Annotated in this window: 22 protein-coding genes and 1 other RNA gene; 12 read left to right on the top strand and 11 right to left on the bottom strand. The window is 68.3% G+C overall.

The window, feature by feature from the left end; genetic code table 11:
• Positions 1–29: 29 nt before the first annotated feature.
• The 3 genes from dnaK to hrcA form a co-directional block, all read right to left on the bottom strand.
• Positions 30–1952: a molecular chaperone DnaK gene (dnaK, locus tag ACGHX3_RS08945; RefSeq protein ID WP_394697149.1), complete on the bottom strand. Its 1923-nt coding sequence runs from the start codon at positions 1950–1952 to the stop codon at positions 30–32.
• Positions 1953–2062: 110 nt separating this feature from the next.
• A complete protein-coding gene (grpE, locus tag ACGHX3_RS08940) occupies positions 2063–2584 on the bottom strand; it encodes a nucleotide exchange factor GrpE (RefSeq protein ID WP_162337381.1) in 522 nt (173 codons plus the stop codon).
• A gap of 42 nt (positions 2585–2626) precedes the next feature.
• On the bottom strand, positions 2627–3676 hold the full coding sequence (hrcA, locus tag ACGHX3_RS08935; protein WP_162337382.1) for a heat-inducible transcriptional repressor HrcA: 1050 nt from the start codon (positions 3674–3676) through the stop codon (positions 2627–2629).
• A gap of 85 nt (positions 3677–3761) precedes the next feature.
• On the opposite strand from hrcA, the gene recN reads away from it, so the two are divergent.
• Positions 3762–5429, top strand: coding sequence for a DNA repair protein RecN (gene recN / locus ACGHX3_RS08930; RefSeq protein WP_394697148.1), 1668 nt, complete (start codon positions 3762–3764; stop codon positions 5427–5429).
• Between the two features lie 108 nt (positions 5430–5537).
• On the opposite strand, the gene fur is transcribed toward recN, so the two are convergent.
• On the bottom strand, positions 5538–5942 hold the full coding sequence (fur, locus tag ACGHX3_RS08925; protein ID WP_213604920.1) for a ferric iron uptake transcriptional regulator: 405 nt from the start codon (positions 5940–5942) through the stop codon (positions 5538–5540).
• Positions 5943–6045: 103 nt separating this feature from the next.
• Between fur and ACGHX3_RS08920 the strand changes: the two genes are divergently transcribed.
• A complete protein-coding gene (locus tag ACGHX3_RS08920) occupies positions 6046–6441 on the top strand; it encodes an outer membrane protein assembly factor BamE (protein ID WP_162337385.1) in 396 nt (131 codons plus the stop codon).
• A 2-nt stretch (positions 6442–6443) separates the two neighbouring features.
• Here ACGHX3_RS08920 and ACGHX3_RS08915 read toward each other — a convergent pair whose 3' ends face one another.
• Both ACGHX3_RS08915 and ACGHX3_RS08910 read right to left on the bottom strand, forming a co-directional pair.
• Positions 6444–6692 (bottom strand): RnfH family protein, encoded by a 249-nt coding sequence (locus ACGHX3_RS08915; RefSeq protein ID WP_213604919.1) that lies wholly within the window; start codon positions 6690–6692, stop codon positions 6444–6446.
• 1 nt (position 6693) lies between these two features.
• Entirely contained in the window at positions 6694–7122 is a 429-nt protein-coding gene (locus ACGHX3_RS08910) for a type II toxin-antitoxin system RatA family toxin (protein ID WP_213604918.1), read from the bottom strand.
• Positions 7123–7163: 41 nt separating this feature from the next.
• Between ACGHX3_RS08910 and smpB the strand changes: the two genes are divergently transcribed.
• The 6 genes from smpB (at position 7164) to ACGHX3_RS08880 (ending at position 12382) form a co-directional block, all read left to right on the top strand.
• Positions 7164–7652 carry an SsrA-binding protein SmpB gene (smpB, locus tag ACGHX3_RS08905; protein WP_162337388.1) on the top strand — a complete coding sequence of 163 codons (489 nt, stop codon included), beginning with the start codon at positions 7164–7166 and terminating at the stop codon, positions 7650–7652.
• Between the two features lie 220 nt (positions 7653–7872).
• Positions 7873–8226, top strand: a transfer-messenger RNA (tmRNA) gene (gene ssrA, locus ACGHX3_RS08900).
• A gap of 136 nt (positions 8227–8362) precedes the next feature.
• The gene (locus tag ACGHX3_RS08895; RefSeq protein WP_394697147.1) at positions 8363–9028 is read left to right on the top strand and encodes a DUF3348 domain-containing protein; all 666 of its coding nucleotides are present in this window, start codon (positions 8363–8365) and stop codon (positions 9026–9028) included.
• Complete coding sequence (locus ACGHX3_RS08890) at positions 9025–11112, top strand: DUF802 domain-containing protein (RefSeq protein WP_394697146.1); 2088 nt, start codon at positions 9025–9027, stop codon at positions 11110–11112. Before ACGHX3_RS08895 ends, ACGHX3_RS08890 begins: the two co-directional genes overlap by 4 nt.
• Positions 11109–11750: an OmpA family protein gene (locus ACGHX3_RS08885; protein WP_213604915.1), complete on the top strand. Its 642-nt coding sequence runs from the start codon at positions 11109–11111 to the stop codon at positions 11748–11750. The genes ACGHX3_RS08890 and ACGHX3_RS08885 overlap by 4 nt, the downstream gene beginning before the upstream one ends.
• The gene (locus ACGHX3_RS08880; protein WP_394697145.1) at positions 11750–12382 is read left to right on the top strand and encodes a DUF2894 domain-containing protein; all 633 of its coding nucleotides are present in this window, start codon (positions 11750–11752) and stop codon (positions 12380–12382) included. Before ACGHX3_RS08885 ends, ACGHX3_RS08880 begins: the two co-directional genes overlap by 1 nt.
• Before the next feature lie 84 nt (positions 12383–12466).
• Here ACGHX3_RS08880 and ACGHX3_RS08875 read toward each other — a convergent pair whose 3' ends face one another.
• Positions 12467–12856 (bottom strand): OsmC family protein, encoded by a 390-nt coding sequence (locus ACGHX3_RS08875; protein WP_394697144.1) that lies wholly within the window; start codon positions 12854–12856, stop codon positions 12467–12469.
• Positions 12857–13210: 354 nt separating this feature from the next.
• Here ACGHX3_RS08875 and ACGHX3_RS08870 point away from each other — a divergent pair, with 354 nt between their 5' ends.
• Positions 13211–13537, top strand: coding sequence for a helix-turn-helix transcriptional regulator (locus ACGHX3_RS08870; RefSeq protein ID WP_238391201.1), 327 nt, complete (start codon positions 13211–13213; stop codon positions 13535–13537).
• A complete protein-coding gene (locus ACGHX3_RS08865) occupies positions 13495–13881 on the top strand; it encodes a nuclear transport factor 2 family protein (RefSeq protein WP_162337395.1) in 387 nt (128 codons plus the stop codon). The genes ACGHX3_RS08870 and ACGHX3_RS08865 overlap by 43 nt, the downstream gene beginning before the upstream one ends.
• A 13-nt stretch (positions 13882–13894) precedes the next feature.
• Here ACGHX3_RS08865 and ACGHX3_RS08860 read toward each other — a convergent pair whose 3' ends face one another.
• Positions 13895–15208 carry an exo-beta-N-acetylmuramidase NamZ domain-containing protein gene (locus ACGHX3_RS08860; RefSeq protein ID WP_394697143.1) on the bottom strand — a complete coding sequence of 438 codons (1314 nt, stop codon included), beginning with the start codon at positions 15206–15208 and terminating at the stop codon, positions 13895–13897.
• 131 nt (positions 15209–15339) lie between these two features.
• Here ACGHX3_RS08860 and ACGHX3_RS08855 point away from each other — a divergent pair, with 131 nt between their 5' ends.
• Entirely contained in the window at positions 15340–17391 is a 2052-nt protein-coding gene (locus ACGHX3_RS08855; protein WP_394697142.1) for a hypothetical protein, read from the top strand.
• A 179-nt stretch (positions 17392–17570) separates the two neighbouring features.
• Positions 17571–19313, top strand: coding sequence for a hypothetical protein (locus ACGHX3_RS08850; protein ID WP_394697141.1), 1743 nt, complete (start codon positions 17571–17573; stop codon positions 19311–19313).
• 46 nt (positions 19314–19359) lie between these two features.
• Here ACGHX3_RS08850 and ACGHX3_RS08845 read toward each other — a convergent pair whose 3' ends face one another.
• The 3 genes from ACGHX3_RS08845 to ACGHX3_RS08835 form a co-directional block, all read right to left on the bottom strand.
• Positions 19360–21723, bottom strand: a complete 2364-nt coding sequence (locus ACGHX3_RS08845) for a Tex family protein (protein WP_394697140.1) — start codon at positions 21721–21723, stop codon at positions 19360–19362.
• A 150-nt stretch (positions 21724–21873) separates the two neighbouring features.
• Positions 21874–22548 (bottom strand): OmpA family protein, encoded by a 675-nt coding sequence (locus ACGHX3_RS08840; protein ID WP_394697139.1) that lies wholly within the window; start codon positions 22546–22548, stop codon positions 21874–21876.
• A 107-nt stretch (positions 22549–22655) separates the two neighbouring features.
• Entirely contained in the window at positions 22656–24116 is a 1461-nt protein-coding gene (locus ACGHX3_RS08835) for a wax ester/triacylglycerol synthase family O-acyltransferase (protein ID WP_394697138.1), read from the bottom strand.
• Between the last annotated feature and the right edge of the window lie 13 nt (positions 24117–24129).

Below are 24129 nucleotides of genomic sequence, written 5' to 3'. Positions count from 1 at the left end.
GTTCCGAATCACGAATCCCGAATCGCCAATCACGGCTTCTTGTCGTCCTTCACTTCGGTGAACTCCGCGTCGACCACGTCGTCGGCGGGCGCGGACGCGCCCCCGGCCGGGCCGCCGGCACCGCCCTGGTCGGCCGATGCCGCCGCGTACAGCGACTGGCCAGCCTCTTCCAGCGCCTTGGCCTTGGCCTCGATCTGGGCCTTGTCGTCGCCCTTCATCGCAGTGTCGAGCTCGGCGATCGCCGCTTCCACGCGACCGATCACGTCGCCGCCCACCTTGCTGCCATGCTCGGCGATGGCGCTGCGGGTGGCGTGCAGCAGGCCGTCGGCGTGGTTGCGCGCCTGCACCAGTTCCTGGAACTTCTTGTCGTCCTCGCGGTGCGCCTCGGCGTCGGCGACCATGCGCGCGATCTCGTCCTCGGACAGGCCCGAACCGGCCTTGATCTCGACCTTCTGCTCCTTGTTGGTCTTCTTGTCCTTGGCCGACACGTGCAGGATGCCGTTGGCGTCGATGTCGAACGACACTTCCACCTGCGGCATGCCACGCGGGGCCGGTTCGATGCCCGACAGGTCGAACTTCGCCAGCGACTTGTTGAAGCGGGCCTGCTCGCGCTCGCCCTGCAGCACGTGCACCGTCACCGCGGACTGGTTGTCCTCGGCGGTGGAGAAGGTCTGCGACGCCTTGGTCGGGATGGTGGTGTTCTTCTCGATGATCTTGGTGAACACACCGCCCAGCGTTTCGATGCCCAGCGACAGCGGGGTCACGTCCAGCAGCAGCACGTCCTTGACGTCGCCGGCCAGCACGCCGCCCTGGATCGCGGCGCCGAGCGCCACGGCCTCATCGGGGTTGACGTCCTTGCGCGGCTCCTTGCCGAAGAACTCGGCCACCGCCTGCTGCACCTTCGGCATGCGGGTCTGGCCACCGACCAGGATCACCTCGCCGATGTCGCTGGCGCGCAGGCCGGCGTCGTTCAGCGCGATGCGGCAGGGTTCGATGGTCTTCTTCACCAGGTCTTCGACCAGCGCTTCCAGCTTGGCGCGGGTCAGCTTGATGTTGAGGTGCTTCGGACCCGAGGCATCGGCCGTCACGTACGGCAGGTTCACTTCGGTCTGCTGCGAGCTTGACAGTTCGATCTTGGCGCGCTCGGCGGCGTCCTTCAGGCGCTGCAGGGCCAGCGGATCCTTGCGCAGGTCGATGCCCTGGTCCTTCTGGAATTCCTCGACGAGATAGTCGATGACGCGCTTGTCGAAGTCTTCGCCACCCAGGAAGGTGTCGCCGTTGGTCGCCAGGACCTCGAACTGCTTCTCGCCGTCGACATTCGCGATCTCGATGATCGACACGTCGAAGGTGCCGCCGCCCAGGTCGTACACGACGATCTTGCGGTCCGCCCCACCCTCGCCCTTGTCCAGACCGTAGGCCAGCGCGGCGGCGGTGGGTTCGTTGATGATGCGCTTGACGTCCAGGCCGGCGATCTTGCCGGCGTCCTTGGTCGCCTGGCGCTGGCTGTCGTTGAAGTAGGCCGGCACGGTGATGACCGCTTCGGTGACGGTCTCGCCCAGGAAGGCTTCGGCCGTCTTCTTCATCTTTTCCAGCACGCGCGCGGAGATTTCCTGCGGCGCCATCTTCTTGCCGTCGCTGGTCTGCACCCAGGCGTCGCCGTTGTCGTGCGCGACGATGCCGTACGGCACCAGGTCCAGGTCCTTCTTCACTTCGGCGTCGGTGAACTTGCGGCCGATCAGGCGCTTCACCGCGTAGAAGGTGTTCTTCGGATTGGTCACGGCCTGGCGCTTGGCCGAGGCACCGACCAGCACTTCACCGTCCTTCGTGTAGGCCACGATGGAGGGCGTGGTGCGGTCGCCTTCCGAGTTTTCGATGACGCGGGCCTTGCCGCCGTCCATGATCGCCACGCACGAGTTCGTCGTGCCCAGGTCGATGCCGATGATCTTGCCCATGATGGATCTCACTCCCTAGCGAATGCTGATGTTGGACCCGGCGATCGGCCGGGTGGATGGTCCCGATATAGGGATGCGATGGCGCGGTTCAAGCGCCCTCGCGAGGGTGTTCAGTCGTGCTTCGCGACCACGACCAGCGCTGGGCGCAGCAGGCGGCCGTTGAGCACGTAGCCCTTCTGGAACACCTGCACCACGCTGCCGGGCGCGGCGCCGGGGGCATCGGCCTGACTGATGGCCTGATGATGCTCCGGGTTGAAGGCTTCGCCGGTCGGATCGATCAGGCTCAGGCCGTTGTCGCCGGCCACCTTGAGCAGCTGCTTGAAGGTCAGCTCCAGGCCGTCCTTCAGCGGGCTGGGCTCGGTGCCTGCGGCGGCCAGGCCGGCATCCAGGCTGTCGAACACCGGCAGCAGGTCGCCGAGCAGTCGCTCGTTGGCGAACTTGCGGGCCTGCTCGATGTCACGGGCCACGCGCTTGCGCTGGTTTTCCAGGTCGGCGCGCTCCAGCAGCGTGGTGGCGCGCAGCTGGTCCAGCTCGTTGCGCAGCGTTTCCAGCTCGGCCAGCAGGGCGGCGTCGGTATCGGTGGGCTCGGGCGCCTGGCCCTGAGCGGTGTCTTGATCGTGCTGTTCGTTCATTTCGGTTCCCTGGCGGCAGGTCCGGCCGCCCGACCCGGGAACCTATGGGGCCGCGGAATCCGGATTCAAGGCCGCGCCCAGGACATCGGCCGCTGCCTGCACCACCGGAATGACGCGGTCGTAGGCCATCCGCGTGGGACCGATCACGCCCAGCACCCCCAGCACCTGCCCGCCCGCCATGTACGGCGCGGTCACCACCGACACGCCATCGTGCGGCGCCAGCCCGGTGTCCTCGCCGATGAAGATGCGCACGCCGGGCGCGCGGATCGTGCGCTCAAGCAGTTGGAGGATCTCGCGCTTGCGGGCGAAGGCTTCGAACAGGTCGCGCAGCCGTTCGAGGTCCGACAGCTCCTGCACACCCATCAGCCGGGTCTGGCCGGCCAGCACCACATCGTCGCCCGGCGGCGTCAGCGCCTGCTCGGCCAGTTCGATGGATTCGGCCAGCAACCCTTCCATTTCGGTCTGCGCCCGACGCAGGTCGCGCAGCAGGTTGGCGCGGATCTCGGACAGCGGGCGGCCGGCGAACTGGGTATTCAGGTAATTGGCGATGCGCTCCAGCTCGGAGCGCTCGTAGGGGCGCCTCGTTTCAATAACCCGGTTCTGCACGTCGTTGTCGGCGAACACCAGGATGGCCATCACCCGCTGCCCGTCCAGCGGCACGAAGTCGATGTAGCGGAACGCGAACTGCTCGCGCCGGGGCACGCTGACCACGCCGACGAAATGGGTCATCGCCGACAGCAGCTCGGACGCGTTCCCCAGCAACGCCTGGGTGCCAGCGCCGGCCGACAGCTCGGCACGCAGGCGCGCGACCTCACCGTCGCCCAGCGACTTCACCTGCACCAGGCTGTCCACGAACACCCGGTAGCCCTGTGCCGTCGGGATGCGCCCGGCCGACGTGTGCGGCGAACTCAGCAGCCCGACCTCTTCCAGCTCCGACAGGATGTTGCGGATGGTCGCCGGGCTGACTTCCAGCCCTGCATGGCGGGCAAGCGTCTGCGACCCCACCGGCTCGCCGTCGCGAATGTACCGCGAGATCAGCGTGCGCAGCAGCTGGCGGGCGCGCGGATCCAGCGGGGGCGATGGCGTGTTCATGGCAGCTAGATAACGTCGCGCCGTCGCCTTTGCAAGCCGGAAGGGTGTCTCAGTCGGTGAGCCGGCTGCGCTTACAATCCACCGCATGCTCAGACATCTCGCCCTGAAGGATTTCGCCGTGGTTCGCGCCGCCGAACTGGAGTTCGGTGACGGCATGACCGTCATTTCCGGTGAAACCGGCGCCGGCAAGTCGCTGCTGGTGGACGCGCTCGGCTTCCTGTCCGGCCTGCGCGCCGACAGCGGCGTCGTCCGCCATGGCGCGGAACGCGCCGAACTGTCCGCCGAGTTCGCCGCCGCCGCCGGGTCGCCCGCGCAGGCCTGGCTCGCGGACAACGAGCTGGACGACGACGGCCAATGCCAGCTGCGCCGGGTGATCCGTGCCGACGGCGGCTCGCGCGCCTGGATCAACGGGCGCAGCGTGACCCTGTCGCAACTGGCCGAGCTTGCGGGCCGGCTGGTCGAGATCCACGGCCAGCACGAGCACCAGGCCCTGCTCGCGCGCACCAGCCAGTTGGACCTGCTCGATGCCTTCGCCCGCAACGACGGCGAGCGTGCCGCCGTACGTGAAGCCGCACGTCGCTGGACGGCGCTGCTGCGCGAGCGCGAGCAGCTGTCCGGCCAGGGCGATGTCTCCGACCGGATCAATTACCTGGAACACCAGCTTGCCGAACTGCAGCGCGAAGACCTCGCCCCCGCGGCACTGGAGGCATTGGTGGCCAACCACCGCCGGCAGGCGCATGCGGCCGGTCTGATCGAGGTCTGCGACGCCGCGCTCGGCCAGCTCGCCGGCGACGAAGCGCCCTCGTTGACGCGCCAGTTGCAGCAGGTCCGGGCCGATCTCGCCCGGCAGGCGGAACACGAACCGCGCCTGCGCGACGTGGATGCGCTGCTGGACGGTGCCGCTATCCAGATCGAGGAAGCCCTGTCCCTGCTCGGCCAGGTGCGCGACGACCTTGACGCCGAGCCTGTGCAGTTCGACGCGTTGGAACGCAAACTCGCCCGGGTGCACGACCTCGCGCGCAAGCACCGCGTGCCACTGGATGGCCTGCAGGAGCAGCACGACCGCCTCGCCGCTGAACTGGACTCGCTGCGCGGCGCCGGCGAGCGCCTGCTGCTGCTGAACGGCGAGATCGACGCCGCCAGGGTGCAGTGGCGCGATGCCGCCGCCGCGCTGACGCGCACGCGCCAGCGCGCCGCGAAGACGCTGGGCGACACCACCACCGCACTGATCGCCGATCTGGGCATGGGCGGCGGCCGCTTCGAGATCGCGCTGGAACCGCAGGACGGCGAACGGCCCGACCCGACCGGTGCCGAGCGCATCGAATTCCTGGTCTCCGCCAATGCCGGCCAGCCGCCGCGCGCCTTGCGCAAGGTCGCGTCGGGCGGCGAACTCGCCCGCATCTCGCTGGCGATCGAAGTCGCCGCGCTCGGCCTGGACGCCGTGCCCACCATGATCTTCGACGAAGTGGACACCGGCATCGGCGGCGCGGTGGCCGAGATCGTCGGACAGAAGTTGCGCGCACTCGGCGCGGAGCGTCAGGTCCTGTGCGTCACCCACCTGCCCCAGGTCGCCGCGCAGGGCCATTCCCACTACCGGGTGAGCAAGGCGCCCGTGGACGGCATGACCCAGAGCGCGGTCGAGAAGCTCAACGCGAAACAGCGCGAAGAGGAACTCGCCCGCATGCTGGGGGGCGTGGAAGTCAGTAAGGAAGCCCACGCGGCGGCCAAACGGCTGCTGGCGAACGCGGTCTGACCACTCTGCTGTTTAATGTGGGAGCGACGTAAGTCGCGATGAGGCATTACCCATGCTGCTTAGCGACTTGCGTCGCTTCCACATCCTGAAGCAGGAAATTTCCGACCGTCAGCGCTTCTTGCGCACGTAGAGCACCAGCGAATGCTCTTCCAGGATGTAGCCGTGCCTGGCGGCGATCTCGCGCTGCAGTTTCTCGATCTCGGCGCTTTCGAACTCGATGATCTTGCCGGTATCGACATCGACCATGTGGTCGTGGTGGCCGCCGCGATCGAGTTCGTAGACGGCCTGGCCGCCTTCGAAATTATGCTTCAGCACCAGGCCCGCGGCCTCGAACTGGGTCAGCACGCGGTACACCGTCGCCAGGCCGATCTCGTCGCCGTGTTCGAGCAGCTGGCGATAGATGTCTTCCGCGCTCAGGTGGTGCTGCGCGTTCTTCTGCTCCAGCAACTGGAGGATGCGCATGCGCGGGTGGGTGACCTTGAGGCCGACTTTGCGTAGATCCTGCGATTCCATGGCGTCTCCGTTCACTCTCGGTTTAGCGCCAGCTGCCTGAAGCTCGGTTGCGGCGGTCCGCGGGAGTGTATCATCGGCCCGGTTTCCCACCGTACCTGTCCCAATGCGCAAATTCCTGCTGGTTGCCGTCCTCGCTTCCGCCACCACTGGCTGCGGCATCCTCTACAAGCAGCCGATCTACCAGGGCAACCTGATCGAAAAGACGGCGGTGGACCAGTTGCAGGCAGGACAGAGCAAGCAGCAGGTGCAGTCGTTGCTGGGCAGTCCGTCGATCGCCGACCCCTTCCATGCCGACCGCTGGGACTACACCGCGAGCAACCGCACCAATCGCCGCGGCACCACCGAGATCAAGAACCTCACCCTGATCTTCAACAACGGCACGCTCGCCAGTTGGGAAGGCGAATACTTCCCCGAGGCCGACTCGCAGCTGTCGCGCGACGTGCGCAAGTTCGGTCCCAACCTTGCCAAGGACAAGAAGAAGGGCGGCCGCCGCCGCTGAGTTCAACCGCGCGCCCGACGTCGGCGCGCTTCCTTGGGATCGATCTGCAACGGCCGCAGCACTTCCACGCGGTCGCCTTCAATCAACACCGCCGTGGTCGTGGCGCTCACGCCGTGCACCGCGACGCCGGTGTGTCCGGCATCGACGAAGCCGCTGGCCGCCAGCGCATCCGCCACGGTGGCCCCGTCCGGCAACTCCAGCACCGCCGACTCGAACCGGTGCGGCCATGCCCGGATCACCTCTACCCGCACGTCATTCGCCCCGGTCGGCGGCGCGCACGAAATCGTCGACCATCCGGTCCGCCAGTCCCTGGAAGCCAAGCGCCATCGCCGGCGCCAGCAGGCGGCTGGACGGTTCGAATTCCAGCGTCAGCGTGACCTTGCAGGCCGATTCGTCCAGGGCGTGGAAATCCCAGCGACCGTGCAGCTTGCGGAACGGCCCGTCGACCAGGTCCATGTCGATGCGGTGCGGGCGGTCCAGCGTGTTCTCGGTGGTGAACCAGGTCCGCAGCGAGCCCAGCCCCAGGTCGAGCCGCGCGACCAGCCTCGCCTCGCCCTGCTCGATCAGTTCGGCCGCGCTGCACCAGTCGAACCGGCGCGGGTACGCCGCCACGTCGTTGACCAGGTCGAACATCCGGGTGGCCGAGTGTTCGACCAGGGCGCTGCGGCGGATCGTATGCATGTGGCTCGCGTAGGGTTCCGCCTTCGGCGACAATAGGACGGATGGCAAAGAAACCGGACAAGAATAAAGCAACGGGCACGATCGCGCTGAACAAGCGCGCCCGGCACGAGTACCACTTCGAGGAGCGCCATGAGGCGGGCCTCGCCCTGCAGGGATGGGAGCTGAAGGCGATCCGTGCCGGCCGCGCCAACATCACCGAGGCCTACGCAATCATCCGCCATGGCGAGATCTTCCTGTTCGGCGCGCAGATCACGCCGCTGATCCAGGCCTCCAGCCATGTGGTGGCCGACGACCGTCGCACCCGCAAGCTGCTGCTGCACCGGAACGAGATCGACAGCCTGATCGGCAAGGTCGAGCGCGACGGTTACACGCTGGTGCCGACCTCGCTGTACTGGAAGGGCAACAAGGTGAAGGCCGAGATTGCGTTGGCCAAGGGCAAGCAGACCCACGACAAGCGCGCCAGCGAGAAGGACCGCGACTGGGCACGCGAGAAGTCGCGCGTGATGCGCCAGCACAATAAAGATGCGTGAGGGTCAGGCGCGGGAGCGACGTCAGTCGCGATCGCTTCCTGCACATTGAGCACCCGTGAAACGTACGGTTTCGCGAAGGCTTTAGTGAAAAACTCGCGACTGACGTCGCTCCCACACCGGGCACGGCCAAGTGAAGCCAGGTTGACCCAGACCCTGCCCGAACCTTGTCTCAACCCCACCCCGCCCCTACACTTCCTTCGTCAGGTTGTTTCTGACTCCCGGGGGTGCACTGGCTTCGACGGGGGTTGCAAAGTTACCTGGTGCATGCCGAGGGGGCAGCTTTCCTCGTAAATCCAGCGGCAAAACTCTAGTTGCCAACGACGACAACTACGCTCTCGCCGCTTAAGGCGTAAGCCCCGAACCCACTTGTGCCCGTGCTCGTCGGTGTAGGGTCATTATCACGGAACCGGCTGTGACGGCTGCCTGTCAGTCATGGCTTAACCAAAACAGGCTGGTTCCCGGATGCGCTTTGCGCGCCGTGCTGTCGGGGAACGAGACCTAACGGAGCGCTAAGCATGTAGTACCGGGGATGGCGTGCCTTCGGACGGGGGTTCAATTCCCCCCACCTCCACCATCTTGAAGAGAAGCCGGAACCGCGAGGTTCCGGCTTTTTCTTTGCAAGTAGTCCCGCGCTCACCTCAGATTGGCCCACATGCGGGCCAGCCCGCTTGGCGCTTCCTGTAAAATCGTCGTCTTTTTTGAGCGTCAGCGTGGCATTACCGCATTCCCGGGCGGCCGTCTCGGCCCCCGCCTTCGTCCGGCGCCTCGCGCGTCTGGGCGAGGTCGAGCTGCCTCCTTCGGGGCCCGGCCTGTCCGACCGGCTGGGCCAGTGGCTCGACTGGAACCGCGCCGTCGCGCTGTCCCGTGCACTCGATTCGACGCCGTCCGCCGGTACGCCGTGCGACCCCGCCGCCGATGAGGCGGCGTGCGTCCGTGCGCGGGCGACCCTTGTCGCCGCGATTACGCGCCCGGAGGCCGCCGGCAGCGCGGTCGAGGCCGACTTCGCGCCGTTCCGGCGGAAATGCCTGGACCTGCAGCGCGCCATGCAGGCGTCCACCGGCCAGTTGCGTGGCCGGCTGCGCGACGCGCTGGCGAAAGGCTCGGCCGAGCAGGCGCGCCTGGCCGAGGTGGATGCGGTCATGGAGATGACGCTGAGCCCGCGCGAGCAATCGCTGCTGGCCGCCACCCCTGCCCTGCTCGGCCAGCATTTCGACCAGTTGAAGCAGGCCAATGCCGACACTCCCGGCGATGCCTGGCTCGGCCAGTTCCGCCGCGACCTGCAGGACGTACTGCTCGCCGAGCTTGATGTCCGCTTCCATCCCATCGACGCGCTGCTCGCCGCGCTTCGTTCTTCCCCTGTTTCCGGAACACCATGAACCGACATTTCCTCCTCGCGCCCCTGTTCCTGCTGGGCCTCGCCATCGTCACCTGGATCGGGGCCGGCTACGTCGGGACGCATGCGCTGGGCGTGGTGGTCACGCTGGTGATCGGCGCGTGCTATGTCGCTGGCGCGATCGAACTGCACCGCTACCGGCAGGCGACCGACACCCTGCTGCGTGCCATCGCGGACACCTCCGCCGCCAGGGACGGTCTGTCCACGTGGCTGTCGTCGCTGCATGCCAGCCTGCGTCCGTCGGTGCGCCAGCGGATCGAGGGCGAACGCGTCGCCCTGCCCGCACCCGCACTCACGCCGTACCTGGTCGGCCTGCTGGTGCTGCTGGGCATGCTTGGCACCCTGCTCGGCATGATGGTCACGCTGCGCGGCACCGGCCTGGCGCTGGAAAGCGCCACCGACATCGACGCGATCCGCGGCTCGCTCGCGGCGCCGGTGAAAGGCCTGGGCTTCGCGTTCGGCACCTCGATCGCCGGCGTGTCGGCCTCGGCCGTGCTCGGCCTGCTCGCCGCGCTCTGCCGACGCGAGCGGCTGCACGCGGTGCACCTGCTCGATGCGGAAATCGCCACCTCGCTGCACACGCATTCGCAGGCGTTCCAGCGTGAGGAATCCTTCCGCCTGCTGCAGCAACAGGCTGCACTGATGCCCGATCTGGTCGAACGCCTGCAGGCGATGGTGGCGTCGATCGAAACGCAGAACGCCGCCGCCGGCGAACGGCTCGTGGCCAGCCAGAGCGCCTTCCATGAGCGCAGCGAAGCCGCACAGGCGCAGTTGGCCGGCATGCTGGAGAACGTGCTGAAGACCGGTGTCGATGCGAGCGCGCGGGCCGTCGTTGCCGCCCTGCAACCGTCGACCGACGCGACGCTAGCCGGGCTCGCTCGCGAAAGTGCGGCGATGCAAGCCACCGTCACCGAGGCCGTGCAGCGCCAGCTGGATGGCCTGAGCGCCGGCTTCGGCGCCGCCACCAACGCAGCCGCGGCCAGTTGGGCTACGGCGCTCGAGCAGCAGCGGCAATCGAATGGCGATCTGTCGTCGAACATGCAGACGCTGGCCGATCGCCTCGCCACCGCCTTCGAGGAGCGTTCGACCGCGCTGGTCGACACGGTCGCGTCGCGCATGGAAGACAACACGTCGGCGTTGGCCGAACGCTGGGACCAGGTCCTGTCGCGCCAGGACGCCAGCCATGCCGGCATCGCCGAGCGCAACGAGCAGGCGTTGGCCGCCAACGCCGCGGAGGTGCAGCGCCATGCGACCGCGCTGCTCGACGCGATCGCCGCCTCGCATACCGATGTCCAACGGGCGCTCGCCGCGCAGGACGAACAGCGCCTCGCGGCTTGGGCCGAACGGCTGGCCGCGACCGGCGCCACCCTGCAGACCCAGTGGGAACAGGCCGGCGCGCGCACCGCGCAGCTGCAGCAGGAGATCTGCGATGCCCTCGCCCGCAGCGCGCAGGACATCACCACCCAGGCGCAGGCGCATTCCACCCAGACCATCGCCGAGATCTCGCAACTGGTGCAGGTCGCGTCGGAAGCGCCGCGCGCGGCGGCCGACGTCATCGCCGAACTGCGGCAGAAGCTCTCCGACAGCATGGTCCGCGACACCGCCATGCTGGAGGAGCGCAACCAGCTGATGGGCACGCTGCAGACCCTGCTCGATGCGGTGAATCACGCCTCCACCGAACAGCGCAGCGCCATTGATGCGCTGGTCGCCACCTCGGCCGACCTGCTCGACCGCGTCGGCACCCGTTTCACCGACCACGTCGAAGCCGAGACCGGCAAGCTTGGCGGCATCGCCGCGCAGGTCGCCGCCGGCGCCACCGAAGTGGCCAGCCTCGGTGACGCGCTCGGCGCCGCCGTGCAGGCGTTCGGCCAGTCGAACGAGGCACTGCTGGAGCGCCTGCAGGCCATCGAAGGCGCGCTCGACCGCTCGCTGGCGCGCAGCGATGACCAGTTGGCCTATTACGTGGCGCAGGCGCGCGAGGTCATCGACCTCAGCCTGTCCGCACAGCGGCAGATCACCCTCGACCTGCAGCAACTGGGCGGCACGCAGCCGGCGGAAGCCGCGTGAGCGTCGAGACAGGAGACGACACCGACCTTGGCGCGCCCGTCTGGGCCAGCTTCGGCGACCTGATGTCGGTGCTGCTCGGCGCGTTCGTGCTGGTGCTGGTCGGCGTGATCGCCGTGCAGGCGCAACTGTCGCAGCGGCTGGACGAGGAAGTGAAGCGGCGCGAGCTGGAAGCGCAGCAGCGCAAGGCGCTGGAAGAGGCCCTCGCCGAACCGCTGGCCGAAGGCCGCGTGACCATCGTGGACGGCCGCATCGGCATCCGTGGCAACGTGCTGTTCGCACTGAATTCGGACCAGTTGCAGCCGGAAGGCCGTGAGCTGCTGAAGGGGCTGGCCGCGCCGCTGGCCCGCTACCTGCGCACGCGCGACGAGATCCTGATGGTCAGCGGCTTCACCGACGACCGCCAGGTGAGCGGCAACAACCGCCAGTTCGCCGATAACTGGGAACTGTCGGCGCAGCGGTCGCTGACCGTCACCCGCACGCTGATCGCCGACGGCGTGCCGTCGTCGTCGGTGTTCGCCGCCGCGTTCGGTGCCGAACAACCGGTCAGTGCGAACGACAGCGAGGACGGCCGCGCACGCAACCGCCGCGTCGAGATCGCGCCCATTCCCCGCCCCGCCAAACACAAGGCAGCCCCCTGATGGACGGCAACGCCCTGCCCGTCGCCGCGCAGTTGCAAGCCTGGCGCGCGCGCGGCGCCGAGCGCATGGATCCGGTGCGCTTCGCGTTTATCGATGCGCTGGCGATACGCGCGCATGCGCATGCCGGTGCGGCACGACGCCTCTTGGACGCGCGGCTGTCCAGCCTGATCGCGACCTACGCAAGCGATCTGGCGGCATGGGCGCCGACGCCATCACGCCAGACCACGCCATCCGATGACGGTGCGTTGCGTCTGCTGGTGACCGCACTGCAGTCGCGCAGTCCCGCGCAGCCGCCCGCGGACACGCATGCCGGTACGCCGGCGGGTCAGGCACCGGCCGTGCTGGAGGAAGCCCGCCGCGTGTGGACGCAGGTGCGCACCGACAGCCAGGTGCGCGCTTCGCTCGACGACGTGCCCGCCGATGCCGGTCCGCTCAACTCGGGCATGCTGGTCCACCGGGCGCTGCATCTCATGCGCGGCGTCTCGCCGGGCTACCTGCAGCACTTCATTGCCTACACCGACACGCTGTCGTCGCTGGAGCGTCTGCAGTCGCAGCTCGGCGCGCCAACGCCCGCGGCCTCGGACTCCGTCAAGCCCGCCGGGCGCAGCCGTACGCGCAAGCGACGCGCCTGAGGTCCGTTCCACCCGCCTGCCGCGCTGCGCCCCCAGTAAGAACAAAGGCCGCGCATCGCCACCGAAGCGCCGGCGGCCGTTCCCTCATGCGCGTGCGCTGGTGATGACGGCGCCTTCGCGCATCACCAGCGTCACCGGCGTGCGGGCGACGACGTCCAGCAGGCGCTCCCACTGCGCGTCGGTCAGTGGTGCCGAGGCGCTCAGTGCGCGATGTACATGCAGCTTGCCTGTCTCGTCCCGCTGCGAGGAAAGCGATGCGCTGAACTCGCCCAGTTCCCATCCCTTCTTCTCGGCGTACATGCGCAGGGTGATCGCCGTGCAGGCGGCCAGCGAGGCCAGGTAGAGATCGAAGGGCGCCATGCCCTGGTCCCCGCCCCCCAGCGATGCCGGTTCGTCGGCCGTCAGGGCATGTCCGCGACTGGTGATCCGGTGCGCGTAGGGCGTTGCCGTCGATACCACCTGCACATGGGCCATCGTCTGTATCTCCTTGTCTGTCGGTGATGCGGCCCGACACCCGGCCGCGAACGTTCGCGACACCGCCGCTCAGTGCCGCCGCCCGACAGGTTACCCCGCTGTCGCCCGTCGCCCGCGTTCCAGTAACCGCAACACAGCTCGTCGTGGAATGGTGCTACCGCGACGCGCGCGGGAGTGACAAGGTTGTGCTTTCCCTAAACAAGACGGCGAATGTACGGATGTGGGCATGACGAAAACGACATCGCTCCAGCGCAACAGGGATCAAGGGAGCGTTCCGTCGCCCGCGCCATCGCGTACGTCGAAGCCCATTTCCGCGAGCCGCTCTCGCTGGCCCTGATCGCAGCGGAAGCGCATGTGAGCAAGTTCCATTTCGCGCGGATGTTCCGCCGGAACGTGGGTCTGAGTCCGATGCAGTACGTCCGTTGGCGGCGCATCGTGGAGGCCAGGCGCCTGCTCCACGCCGGTCACGCGCCGACCGTGGTCGCCGGCGGCCTGGGCTACTTCGACCAGAGCCATTTCACCCGTGCATTCCGCGCCGCCACCGGCCTTACGCCGCACCAGTACATGGTCCGCAGCGCGCCGGACGGCGACGCGGCTTCGTCCGTTCCCGCCGTCCCTCCCACCAACCAGGAGCACGCATGCCCGCCTCCCCCGACGCCGCCATCGATTACGAACGCCTGATGCAGGCCAACCTCACCCGCGTGTTCGGCGAGCGCGATGCATCACTGCGGCTGCAGGCCATCCGCGGCCTGTATGCCGACGATGCCGTGCTGAACGAGCCACACGCCAGCGTGCGCGGGCATGACGCCATCTGCGATGCCGTCACCGCCCTGCTCGCCAGCCTGCCGCCCACCTTCGTGTTCACCGCAGCGGGGCCGGCCAGCGGTCATCACGGTGTCGGTCGGCTGGCGTGGCGTGCCGGCCCCGCGGGCGGCCCGGTGGCCGTCACCGGCATGGACATTGCGCAGATCGAAGCCGACCGCATCCGCACACTCACCGTATTCGTGGACGTTCCGTCGTCGTAGGAATGCGTGTGGGTCAGTCCACACGGGCGGACCGCGCCTCGTACAGCAGGTGACGCTGTCGGACGGCCTGGAACGCCGCCAACCCCGGCTGCCAGCGCGCCTCGATAGCCTCGATGCTGTCGCCGCGCAGGATGGCACCGCGCAGCCAGGGAACCCCAGCCAACCGGTCGAAGAACGGCGGATCGCCGGGCAGGAACGCGAAATCCTTCGGATGCTGATCGTGCAGCGCCTTCAGCACGGCGATACCGGTGCGCACAGGACGGAAGGCGGCGCGGTCGGTGACATGCAGTTGCACGCCTGCGGAGGCCGCGCCGGCATGCTTGGAGAACGTGGGCGTGAACCAGGTGGGACGGAAACGCACGCCAGGCAGCTGCATGGCGTTGAGTCGCTCCGCGAGCGCAGGCGCATCGACCCAGGGGGAGCCCAGCGTCTCGAACGGCCGCGTCGTGCCACGTCCTTCGGACACGTTGGTGCCTTCGAGCAGACCGGTACCCGGATAGACCAGCGCGGTGTCGGGCGTGGGCATGTTGGGCGACGGCGGCACCCACGGCAGTGGGCCACGCAGCGGCTCGTCGCCCCGCCGCCAGCCCTGCATCGTCACCACGTGCAGGTCGGCGCCGATGCCGAATTCGCTGTTGAACAGCATGGCCAGTTCGCCCAGCGTCATGCCGTGGCGCAGCGGGATGGGGAACATGCCGACGAACGAAGCCAAGGCAGGCTCCAGCACCGGACCTTCGACCAGGACGCCGCCGATCGGATCGGGACGGTCGGTGACGACGACGGGAATGCCGGCGCGCTTCGCTGCGCGCATCACGCCCGCCAGCGTGTAGGGATAGGTGTAGAAGCGCGTGCCGACATCCTGGATGTCGAACACCAGCACGTCGATGCCGGCGAGCATCCCGGCGGTGGGCTCGCGGTGTTCGCCGTACAGGCTGTGCACCGGCAGGCCGGTGACGGCGTCGCGCGTGGACGCGACCTTGTCGCCGGCCTGTACGTCGCCGCGGACCCCATGTTCGGGGCCGAACAGCGCCACCAGCTCGAACGCCCGCTGTGCAGCGAAGCGGTCTACGCTGCTGCGCAACTCCCCGTCCACGCCGGTGGCGTTGGTCACCAGTCCCACGCGCTTGCCACGCAGCAGGTCCAGGCGATCCTCCAGCAGCACGTCGATGCCGAGGCGCGGCGCAGCGACCACGCAGCAGGCGCCGTTCGTGGCGGCCATCTCCGCCGACTGCAGGGGCGCCGCGAGGCTGGCGCAGAGCAGCGCGAGTGCCGCCGCGTGGACCGTGGGGCGCAGTGCAGCGTGCAGCGGACGCAGGAACCGGGGCATAGTGCGGTCACCGTTTGCTATCGTTGTCACGACGATAGCAGCCTGCGTCCGCGACCGTGCGACATGCCGGTCACGCCGCATTCTTCCGTTGTCAGGTGGGGAATCCGATGTCCCGTACGGCGAAACGCATCATGCGCAGCGTGTCTTTCCTTGTCATGGCCGGCGTGCTGGCCCCCGCAGCGGCCCAGCCCGCATCGAGCCGGCTGGGCGTATCGCCCTCGGCGCAGTCGCAGGACTTCGTGGCGAACAAGCAGCAGTTCCAGCTGCACAGCCTGCTGACCGAGCAGCGCCATCCGCTCAGCTTCGACCTGAGCGCCCGCATCGCCGCCGACACCGCCGATGGTCTGTCCTCGCTGCTGGCAGTGGACGAGGACATTGCGAAAGCACTGCAGGGCGTCGCCGACGACCCCGCACGACTGGCCGCGCTGGAGGCCGCATCGCGCGAGATCACCCGTGCGATGCGCGAAGGCCATCGCCTGTACTTCTACGGCACCGGCTCCACCGGCCGCCTGGCCGAGACCATCGAAAGCGGCCTGTGGCGTCCATTCTGGCAGCGCACGGCGACCTCGCCGGTGATGGCGAAGATCGATGCGCGCTACCCCGGTCTGGGCGAGCGCGTGCGTGGCGAGATCACCGGCGGCGACCGTGCGCTGATCGCCTCGCTGGAAGGCTTCGAGGACATTCCCGAGATCGGTCGCCTGCAGCTTCAGGACAACGGTATCCAGCCGCAGGACCTGGTGTTCGCGGTCACCGAAGGCGGCGAAACCTCCGCGGTGATCGGCACCGCACTCGCGGCCGCCGACCAGGCCGGCGCGGACGCGCGGCGCACGTGGTTCGTCTACAACAATCCCGACGAGGTGCTGCGCCCGTTCGAACGCAGCCGCCGCGTGCTGGACGACGCGCGCATCACCAAGATCCCGCTGCCGACCGGACCGCAGGCGATCACCGGCTCCACCCGCATGCAGGCCACGACGACCAGCCTGTACGTGCTGGGCGTGGTGTTGGAAAACGCCACACGCGCACTGCTGCGTGAATTGCTGACCACCGACGAACTGGCGGCGCTGGGCTTCAGCGACGCCAGCATCGCCGACCGCCTGCGCGGCTTCACCACGCTGCAGCAGACCGCAGCGGTGGCGGCGCCGAAGCTCGCCGCATGGACCGACCGCGAGGCCGCCAGCTACGCGAACGGTCGCCGCGCCACCTACCTCGCCACGCGTGCGCTGATGCCGGTGTTCGTGGACGTCACCGAGCGCGCACCGACGTTCCGGCTCGGCCCGCTCGATCCGGTCAACGCAAGCGAACGGCGTTCCTGGATCCAGGTGTGGACCCCTGCCGCCGACGGCGCCCAGGCCTGGCAGGCGCTGCTGCACCGTCCCTTCCACGGCCTCGACAAGGCGCTGTACCTGCCGCCGTTCGAGAACGGCATCCCCGACCCCTACCTGCGCGAAGCCGCGCTTCGCGGCCTGTCCAACGCCGGCGATGAGCAGCAGGCGCTGTACGACCTCTCGTACTCGCCGGCGAACATGCAGCGCAATGCACCGGCCGCGGGCGACTCGGGCGCACTGATCCTGCTCGGCGATGAAGCGCACCAGCAGGCCAACCAGCAGTGGCTGGACGCCGCCACTGCGGCTGGCGCTGAACTGGTGCTGTTCTCCGTGTCCGCGCGTCCGCTGGATTCGGACGTGCTGCGCGATGTCGCCGCGCTGCCCCGTCCGGTGCCGGTGATCGCGGTGACCGTGCCGCAGCGCGATGCGTTCGAGCTCAACCAGACCATCGTGCTGAAGATGCTGCTCAACGCGCATTCCACCGGCGTGATGGCCAAGCAGGGGCGCGTGGTCGGCAACACCATGACCAGCGTGCAGCCGGGCAACCTGAAGCTGATCGGGCGCGCGACGTGGCTGATCCTCTCGCACGTCAACGGCGTGCTGGAAACACCGGCATGGCGCGATGCGCACGGCACGACCGCGCCGTTGTCGTACGCGGAAGCCAATGCGGTGCTGTTCGAGGCCATCGAACAGCGGCGCAACGCCGCGGACGCATCCGGCTTGCCGGAAGTGGAGCTGTCGGTGGTCGCCGTGCTGGAAGCGCTGAAGACCGGCACGCCGGTCGACTGGACCGCCGCGGCCACGACGTTGCGTGCCGGTGGACTGAACCGCTACCTGGCGCCGTACGCCGCACGCTGAACGGCGCTGACCGGTGATGCCGATGATTGCATCGGCCTCGCACGGCGCATGACTGTAGGAAAAGCCTGATTTTTCGTGAACAGGGCGCATCGCGCCGTGCTGCATGTCCGTCGTGTGGATATCCGGGCGTTGTCCTTCATGCAGGAGGGATCCCCAGCCACACCGCCAAGGACAGCATCATGCCCATCATCGATACGCCCCTGACGATAGAAAACCTGCGCCACCTGGAGCTGCGCGAACGCTTCCGCGACGACTGGCGCCTCAACCCCGAGATCTACTGGCCGTTCCTGCGTCCCTGTACGGTCAAGCTGTTGCTGGTCGCCGACGGCGGCCTTGATTTCTCCGAAGGCGACTTCGGCCTGTCCACCTTCGTACGCTCGCTGCTCGCCATGCCGGGGCGCCACGCGCGCTTCGAGATCACGCTGGCGCATATCAACAACGTGGCCGGCAGCCAGCTGATGTCGGCCGAAACCCGCGTCGCCCAGCGCATTCCGTCATTCAAGTTCGACAATGCCGCGCATTTCGGCACCGGCATGTACGACGCCGTGTTCCTGTTCGGCATCGACAGCAATTACGGCGGTCGCGGCGCCGGGTATCCGTCCGATCGCCTGTCCGACAACGAACTGCGTGCCGTGACACAGTTCATGAATGCCGGTGGCGGTGTCTTCGCCACGGGCGATCACGGTTCGTTGGGACGTGCGCTGTGCCATGCGATCCCGCGCGCACGCGGCATGCGCCTGTGGCAGTCCACGCCCGGCGTCGGCGGTCTGGATGAGGTCAGCATGGGCGGAGCGCGCCGCAACGACACCAATCGGCCGCCCGGCACGTCCTCGTTCTCGGACCAGTCCGACGATGTGCCGCAGACGATCCAGCCCCGCATGTACGCGCGGCGCAACGGCCTGTTCCGCTACACCTACCCGCACCCGCTGCTGTGCGGACCGCGCGGCGTGATCCGGGTGATGCCGGACCATCCGCATGAAGGCGAATGCGTCGAGCCCTCCGCGACCGGCGCGAATCTCAACTTCGGTGGCGCCTTGGGCGCGGAGTATCCGGCCGCCATCGACGGCGGCCCGCGTCCGCTGCCGGAACTGATTTCCACCAACAGCGTGCTCGCCGGCACGCGCTCCGGCAAGGACCCGACGCAGGCGCAGACCTTCGGCGGCATCTGCGCCTACGACGGCCACCGCGCCGGCATCGGCCGCGTGGTCACCGATGCGACATGGCACCACTTCGTCAACGTCAACCTGATCGGCCTGTTCAATGACAGCGGCCTGACGCCCGGGCACGTGTGGCGCAACGGTTTCCTGTCGTCGGCCAGCGGACAGGCGCACTTCGAGGAGATCAAGTCGTACAACCGCAACCTCGCGGTCTGGCTGTCGCGGCCGGAGCGCATCCGCTGCATGAATTCGCGCCTGTACTGGACACTGCTGTGGGACGAGCGCGTGATGGAAGCGGCGCTGACCGCGACCGACATTCCGCTGGCCAAGCTCGACCTGGGCGCGATCCGCCTGATCGGCCAGCATGCGCGCGACGTGCTCGGCCGCTTCGCCGGGCGTTGCCAGGGCGTTCGCCTGGCGCTCGATCTGCTGTACGAACGCCTGCCGCCATTGATTCCCGAGATCGATCCGTGGTGGCCCGAGCCGGACCCGCTGCGCGAGAAGTTCGATGGCGTGGAATGGCTGGACGGCACGCAGTTGTTTGACATCGCCATCGGCAGCGCGCTGGTGGCACTGCGCGAAGCCTTCCCGGAGCCCGACGAGAAGACGGTGCGCAAGCTGGAAGGCGAGCAGATCGAGAAGGTGTTGCGCGAAGGCGCCGGCACGGGCGTGCAGCGCGCACTGGAATCGATGGTCGCGTCCGCCGAGCTGCTGGCCTCGGTGTCGAAGATCACGGCGGCACAGAAGCCGCGCAAGAAGCGCTGAGCCGGCAGGACGGGACATCGGCTGGTGCCGATGTCCCGTGGATGCGTCAGGACTTGTCGCGGGCGCGGGCGAACGCCGCGGCCAGCGCGTTGTCCGCCGGCGCCGCGGTCGTCTTCGCAGGAGCCGGGCCACGACGCTGGTCGCGCGGATTGCCGCGGTCCTGCCCGCGCGGCGGACGCGGATCGTTGCCGCGCGCCTCGCGTGGCGCCTGCGGCGCGGGCGCGTCGTCCAGGCGGCGCGTCAGCGCGATGCGCTTGCGGGCCACGTCGACCTCCAGCACCTTCACCTTGACGATGTCGCCCGCCTTCACCACCTCGCGCGGATCCTTCACGTAGCGGTCGGCCAGCGCGGAGATGTGGATCAGGCCGTCCTGGTGCACGCCGATGTCGACGAAGGCGCCGAACGCGGCGACGTTGCTGACCACGCCTTCCAGGATCATGCCTTCACGCAGGTCCTTGATGTCTTCCACACCCTCGGCGAAACGCGCCGCCTTGAACTCGGGGCGCGGGTCGCGGCCGGGCTTCTCCAGTTCCTTGAGGATGTCGCGGATGGTGGGCACGCCGAACCTGTCGTCGGTGTACTGCTCGGGCTTCACCCCACGCAGGAAGACGATGTCGCCGACGATCTGCTTCACCTGCCGGCCGCTGCCGGCCAGGATGCGCTCGACCACCGGATAGGCTTCCGGATGCACCGAGGAAGCATCCAGCGGCTCGTCGCCGTCGGCGATGCGCAGGAAGCCGGCGCATTGCTCGAAGGTCTTCTCGCCCAGACGTGGCACGCCCAGCAGCGCTTTGCGCGTGCGGAACGCCCCGTGCTCGTCGCGGAAGCGCACGATGTTCTCGGCCACCGTCGACGATAGGCCGGACACCCGCGTCAGCAGTGCGGCCGAGGCGGTGTTGACGTCCACGCCGACCGCGTTGACGCAGTCCTCGACGCGCGCATCCAGCGCACGCGCCAGGCGGAACTGGTCGACGTCGTGCTGATACTGGCCGACGCCAATCGCCTTGGGCTCGATCTTCACCAGCTCCGCCAGCGGATCCTGCAGGCGGCGCGCGATCGACACCGCGCCACGGAGGCTGACGTCGAGGTCGGGGAATTCCTTCGCCGCGAACTCGGACGCCGAGTACACCGACGCGCCCGCTTCACTGACGACGATCTTGTCCATCTTCAGCTCGGACGCCTGCTTGATGAGGTCGCCGGCCAGCTTGTCGGTCTCGCGACTGGCGGTGCCGTTGCCGATGGCGATCAGGTCGACCTGGTGCTTGATGCAGAGCGCGCGCAACACGTGCAGCGACTGGTCCCATTGGCGTTTCGGTTCGTGCGGATAGATGGTCGCGGTGTCGACCAGCTTGCCGGTGCGGTCGACGACGGCGACCTTCACGCCGGTGCGCAGGCCGGGATCGAGGCCGAGCACGGCCTTCGGCCCGGCGGGCGCGGCCAGCAGCAGGTCCTTGAGGTTGTCGCCGAACACGGTGATGGCCTCGGCTTCGGCCTTCTCGCGCGCCTGGTTGAACAGGTCGAGCAGCAGGTGCATGTGCAGCTTGGCCTTCCAGGTCAGGCGGCAGGCGTCCAGCAGCCACTTGTCGGCGGCACGGCCCTGCGCCGACACGCCGGCGTGCACGGCCACGCGACCTTCGGCCTGCTGGTGGCCAGCCTCGGCCTCCATGCCGGGATCGAGGTCGAGCATCAGGATCTCTTCGCGACGCGCGCGGAACAGTGCCAGCAGGCGGTGCGAGGGGATCTTCGCCAGCGGTTCGGCATGGTCGAAGTAGTCGCGGTACTTCGCGCCTTCGTTCTCCTTGCCTTCGGCCACCCTGGCGCGGATCACGCCGACGTCGGTCATCCAGCCACGCAGTTCACCGACCAGCGCGGCGTTCTCGCCCCAGCGCTCCATCAGGATGGCGCGGGCGCCGTCGAGCGCGGCCTTGGCGTCGGCGACGCCCTTCTCGGCATCGATGTGGGCGGCGGCCGCGGCTTCCGGCACCTGGGTCGGATCGGCGAGCAGGCAATCCGCCAGCGGCTCCAGGCCGGCTTCGCGGGCGATCTGCGCGCGCGTGCGGCGCTTCTGCTTGTACGGCAGGTACAGGTCTTCGAGGCGCGCCTTGCTGTCGGCGGCTTCGATATCGGCACGGAGTTCGTCGGTGAGCTTGCCCTGCTCCTCGATGCTGGCGAGCACGGCGATGCGGCGGTCTTCCAGTTCGCGCAGATAGGTCAGGCGCGTTTCGAGGTTGCGCAGCTGGGTATCGTCCAGCCCGCCGGTGACTTCCTTGCGGTAGCGAGCGATGAAGGGCACGGTGGCGCCTTCGTCGAGCAGGGCGATGGCGGCCTTGGCCTGGGCGGTCTGCGCACCGATCTCGGCGGCGATGGTGGCGGCGATGTGCTGGGCGATCGGGGGATTGCGGTCTTGCATTGCGTCCGTACTGGAAATCCCGATGGACCGGGAGGGATGCCGATTGTGGCAACGGATGGCGGCGCTGGAAACGGGTTGACAGCGCACATCGGCCTCGCAAAAGAAAACGGGCCGCTTTCGCGGCCCGCTCCTGCTACCTGCGGCGAAGGCTTACGAACGCACCGGCAGCACACGGACTTCCACGCGACGGTTCATCGCACGGCCCGACTCGGTGTCGTTGCTGGCGATCGGATAGCGCTTGCCCATGCCGACGATCTCGAAGCGCTCGCGCTGCAGGCCCTGGCCGATCAGGTAGTTGCCGACCGACGCGGCGCGCTGCTCGGACAAGCGCTGGTTGACGGCATCTGAGCCGACGCTGTCGGTGTGGCCGCTGACTTCCACGATGGTCTGGTTGTACTCGCGCAGCGTGGCGGCGACGTTGTTGAGGGCGGGATAGAACTGCGACTTCAGGTCGGCCTTGCCGAAGTCGAAGGTCACGCCGTCGGGCAGGTTGAGCTTGATGACGTCGCCGTCACGGCTGACATCGATGCCGGTGCCGGCGGTCTGACGGCGCAGTTCGGCTTCCTGGCGGTCCTGGTAGGCACCGATGGCGCCGCCGGTGAGGCCGCCCACGCCGGCACCCACCAGCGCACGCTGGCGGCGCTCGGTGGCGTCGCCGCCGCTCAGCAGGCCGGCCACCGCGCCAATGCCGGCGCCGATCAGCGCGCCACGCTGGGTACGGTTGGGGTCGTTGGGATCACTGGTCTGGCCGGTGTAGCTGGCGCAGCCGCCCAGCATCGTCACGGTGAGCGCCGCGAGGGCGCCGGTCTTCAGCATCGCATTCATGGGTTTCTCCTGGGTGGCTTGCGGTGGAGCGGAACGGGGGCAAGCCTAACCAGCGAAATGTTCACAACACGCGATTTGAGCCCTGTTCATTCAGGTGGCGGCGGGGATCAGGACAGCAGTGCGCTGGCCGCCGGCGCATCCAGGGTCTGTTCCCAGCTGCCCATCAGCGACAGGTACAGCAGCTTCTCGAACTCGGGGCCGAAACGGCGGATCACCGCATCCGGATCGGGGATCAGCTTCGCGTCGGCGATCAGGCCGAAGTGCACGCGGCCGTTGTAGCTGAGGATGGACACGCCGATGCCGATCGACCCCGTCTGCGGCACCCAGAACATCATGTCCCGGAGGCGCGAGCCGCCCATGTAGAGCGGTTGCTGGGGACCGGGGACGTTGGTCGCCACGGCGGTCGCCTTGCGCGAGAACAGCTCAAGCGCGACGCCCTGGATCGCGGACGGTGCCATGCCAAGCGCGGCGAGAAGTCCAAACGCAACAATGGCTTGGCGTGAATTCTTCAGGTCGCGCATGCACTCCGCGACACGCTCGAGACGGCGGACCGGATTGTCCTCGCCGACCGGCAGGTCGAGGAACACGAGCCCGAAATGGTTGCCGAGCTTGCGGGCGTGTTCGAGCGGACGCAGGTTGACCGGCACCGTCGCGCGCAGCGTCACGCCATCGAGTTGTTCGCCACGTTCCAGCATGTAGCTGCGCAGCGCGCCCGCCGCGGCGGCCATCAGCACGTCGTTGACCGTGCAGTCGCAGGCGCGCCCCACCGCCTTCACCTCTTCCAGATCCAGCGGCTCGGCCCAGGCGACGCGCTTGCTGACACCCAGCTTGCCGCGCAGCAGCGTCGGCGGGTCGTCCGACAGCGACAGCGCATGCAGCAGTTCGCGGCCGATCTCGCCGCCCTCCTTCGCCAGCATCGTCGCCAGCGTGGGGTCCTGCATCATCTCCATGCCCTTGCCGAGGACCTTGCCGCCGATCTGCACATAGCGGTCGATGGCGCCGACGCGGCGGACGACCTCCGCGCCGTCCTTCTTCAGCCAAGCCGAGCGCAGGTCCTCGCCCGCGTCCGGTTTCCGGCTGGTATCGGTCAGCGACAGCAGCACCTGCACCAGCGCGATGCCGTCCGCGTAGCTGTGGTGGATGCGCGCGACCAGCGCCGAGCCGGTGCCATAGCGTTCGATCAGGTGGAACTGCCAAAGCGGCTTGGTCTTGTCGAGCGGCGTGGACGCCATCTGGCTGGTGAAGCGCTCGAGCGCCTTCTTCTCGGATTTCGGGTCGTGCCGGCCCGGCAGCGCGGACAGGCGCACGTGCCAGTCGAGGTCGAAGTCCGGATCGGTGACCCACGACGCGCCTGCCGGCGTGTCGACCGCTTTCTGCAGGAAGCGCGGATAGGCGAGGAAGCGCTTCCTGATCACCTGCTTGAGCGTGTCGAGCGTCATCGGCTCGTCGAACATCAGCACGCCGGTGATCATCATCGGGTTGGTCGGACGGCACATCCGCAACCAGGCGGTATCCACCCGCGACATCGGCTCGCGACGCGGCTTTGCCGACGCTTTCTTCGTGGCCATGCTTGCCCTCCTC

This window comes from Pseudoxanthomonas japonensis (assembly GCF_043632995.1).
In the GTDB taxonomy this organism is placed as follows: domain Bacteria; phylum Pseudomonadota; class Gammaproteobacteria; order Xanthomonadales; family Xanthomonadaceae; genus Pseudoxanthomonas_A; species Pseudoxanthomonas_A japonensis.
This window is presented reverse-complemented; position numbering and strand designations above follow the sequence as displayed.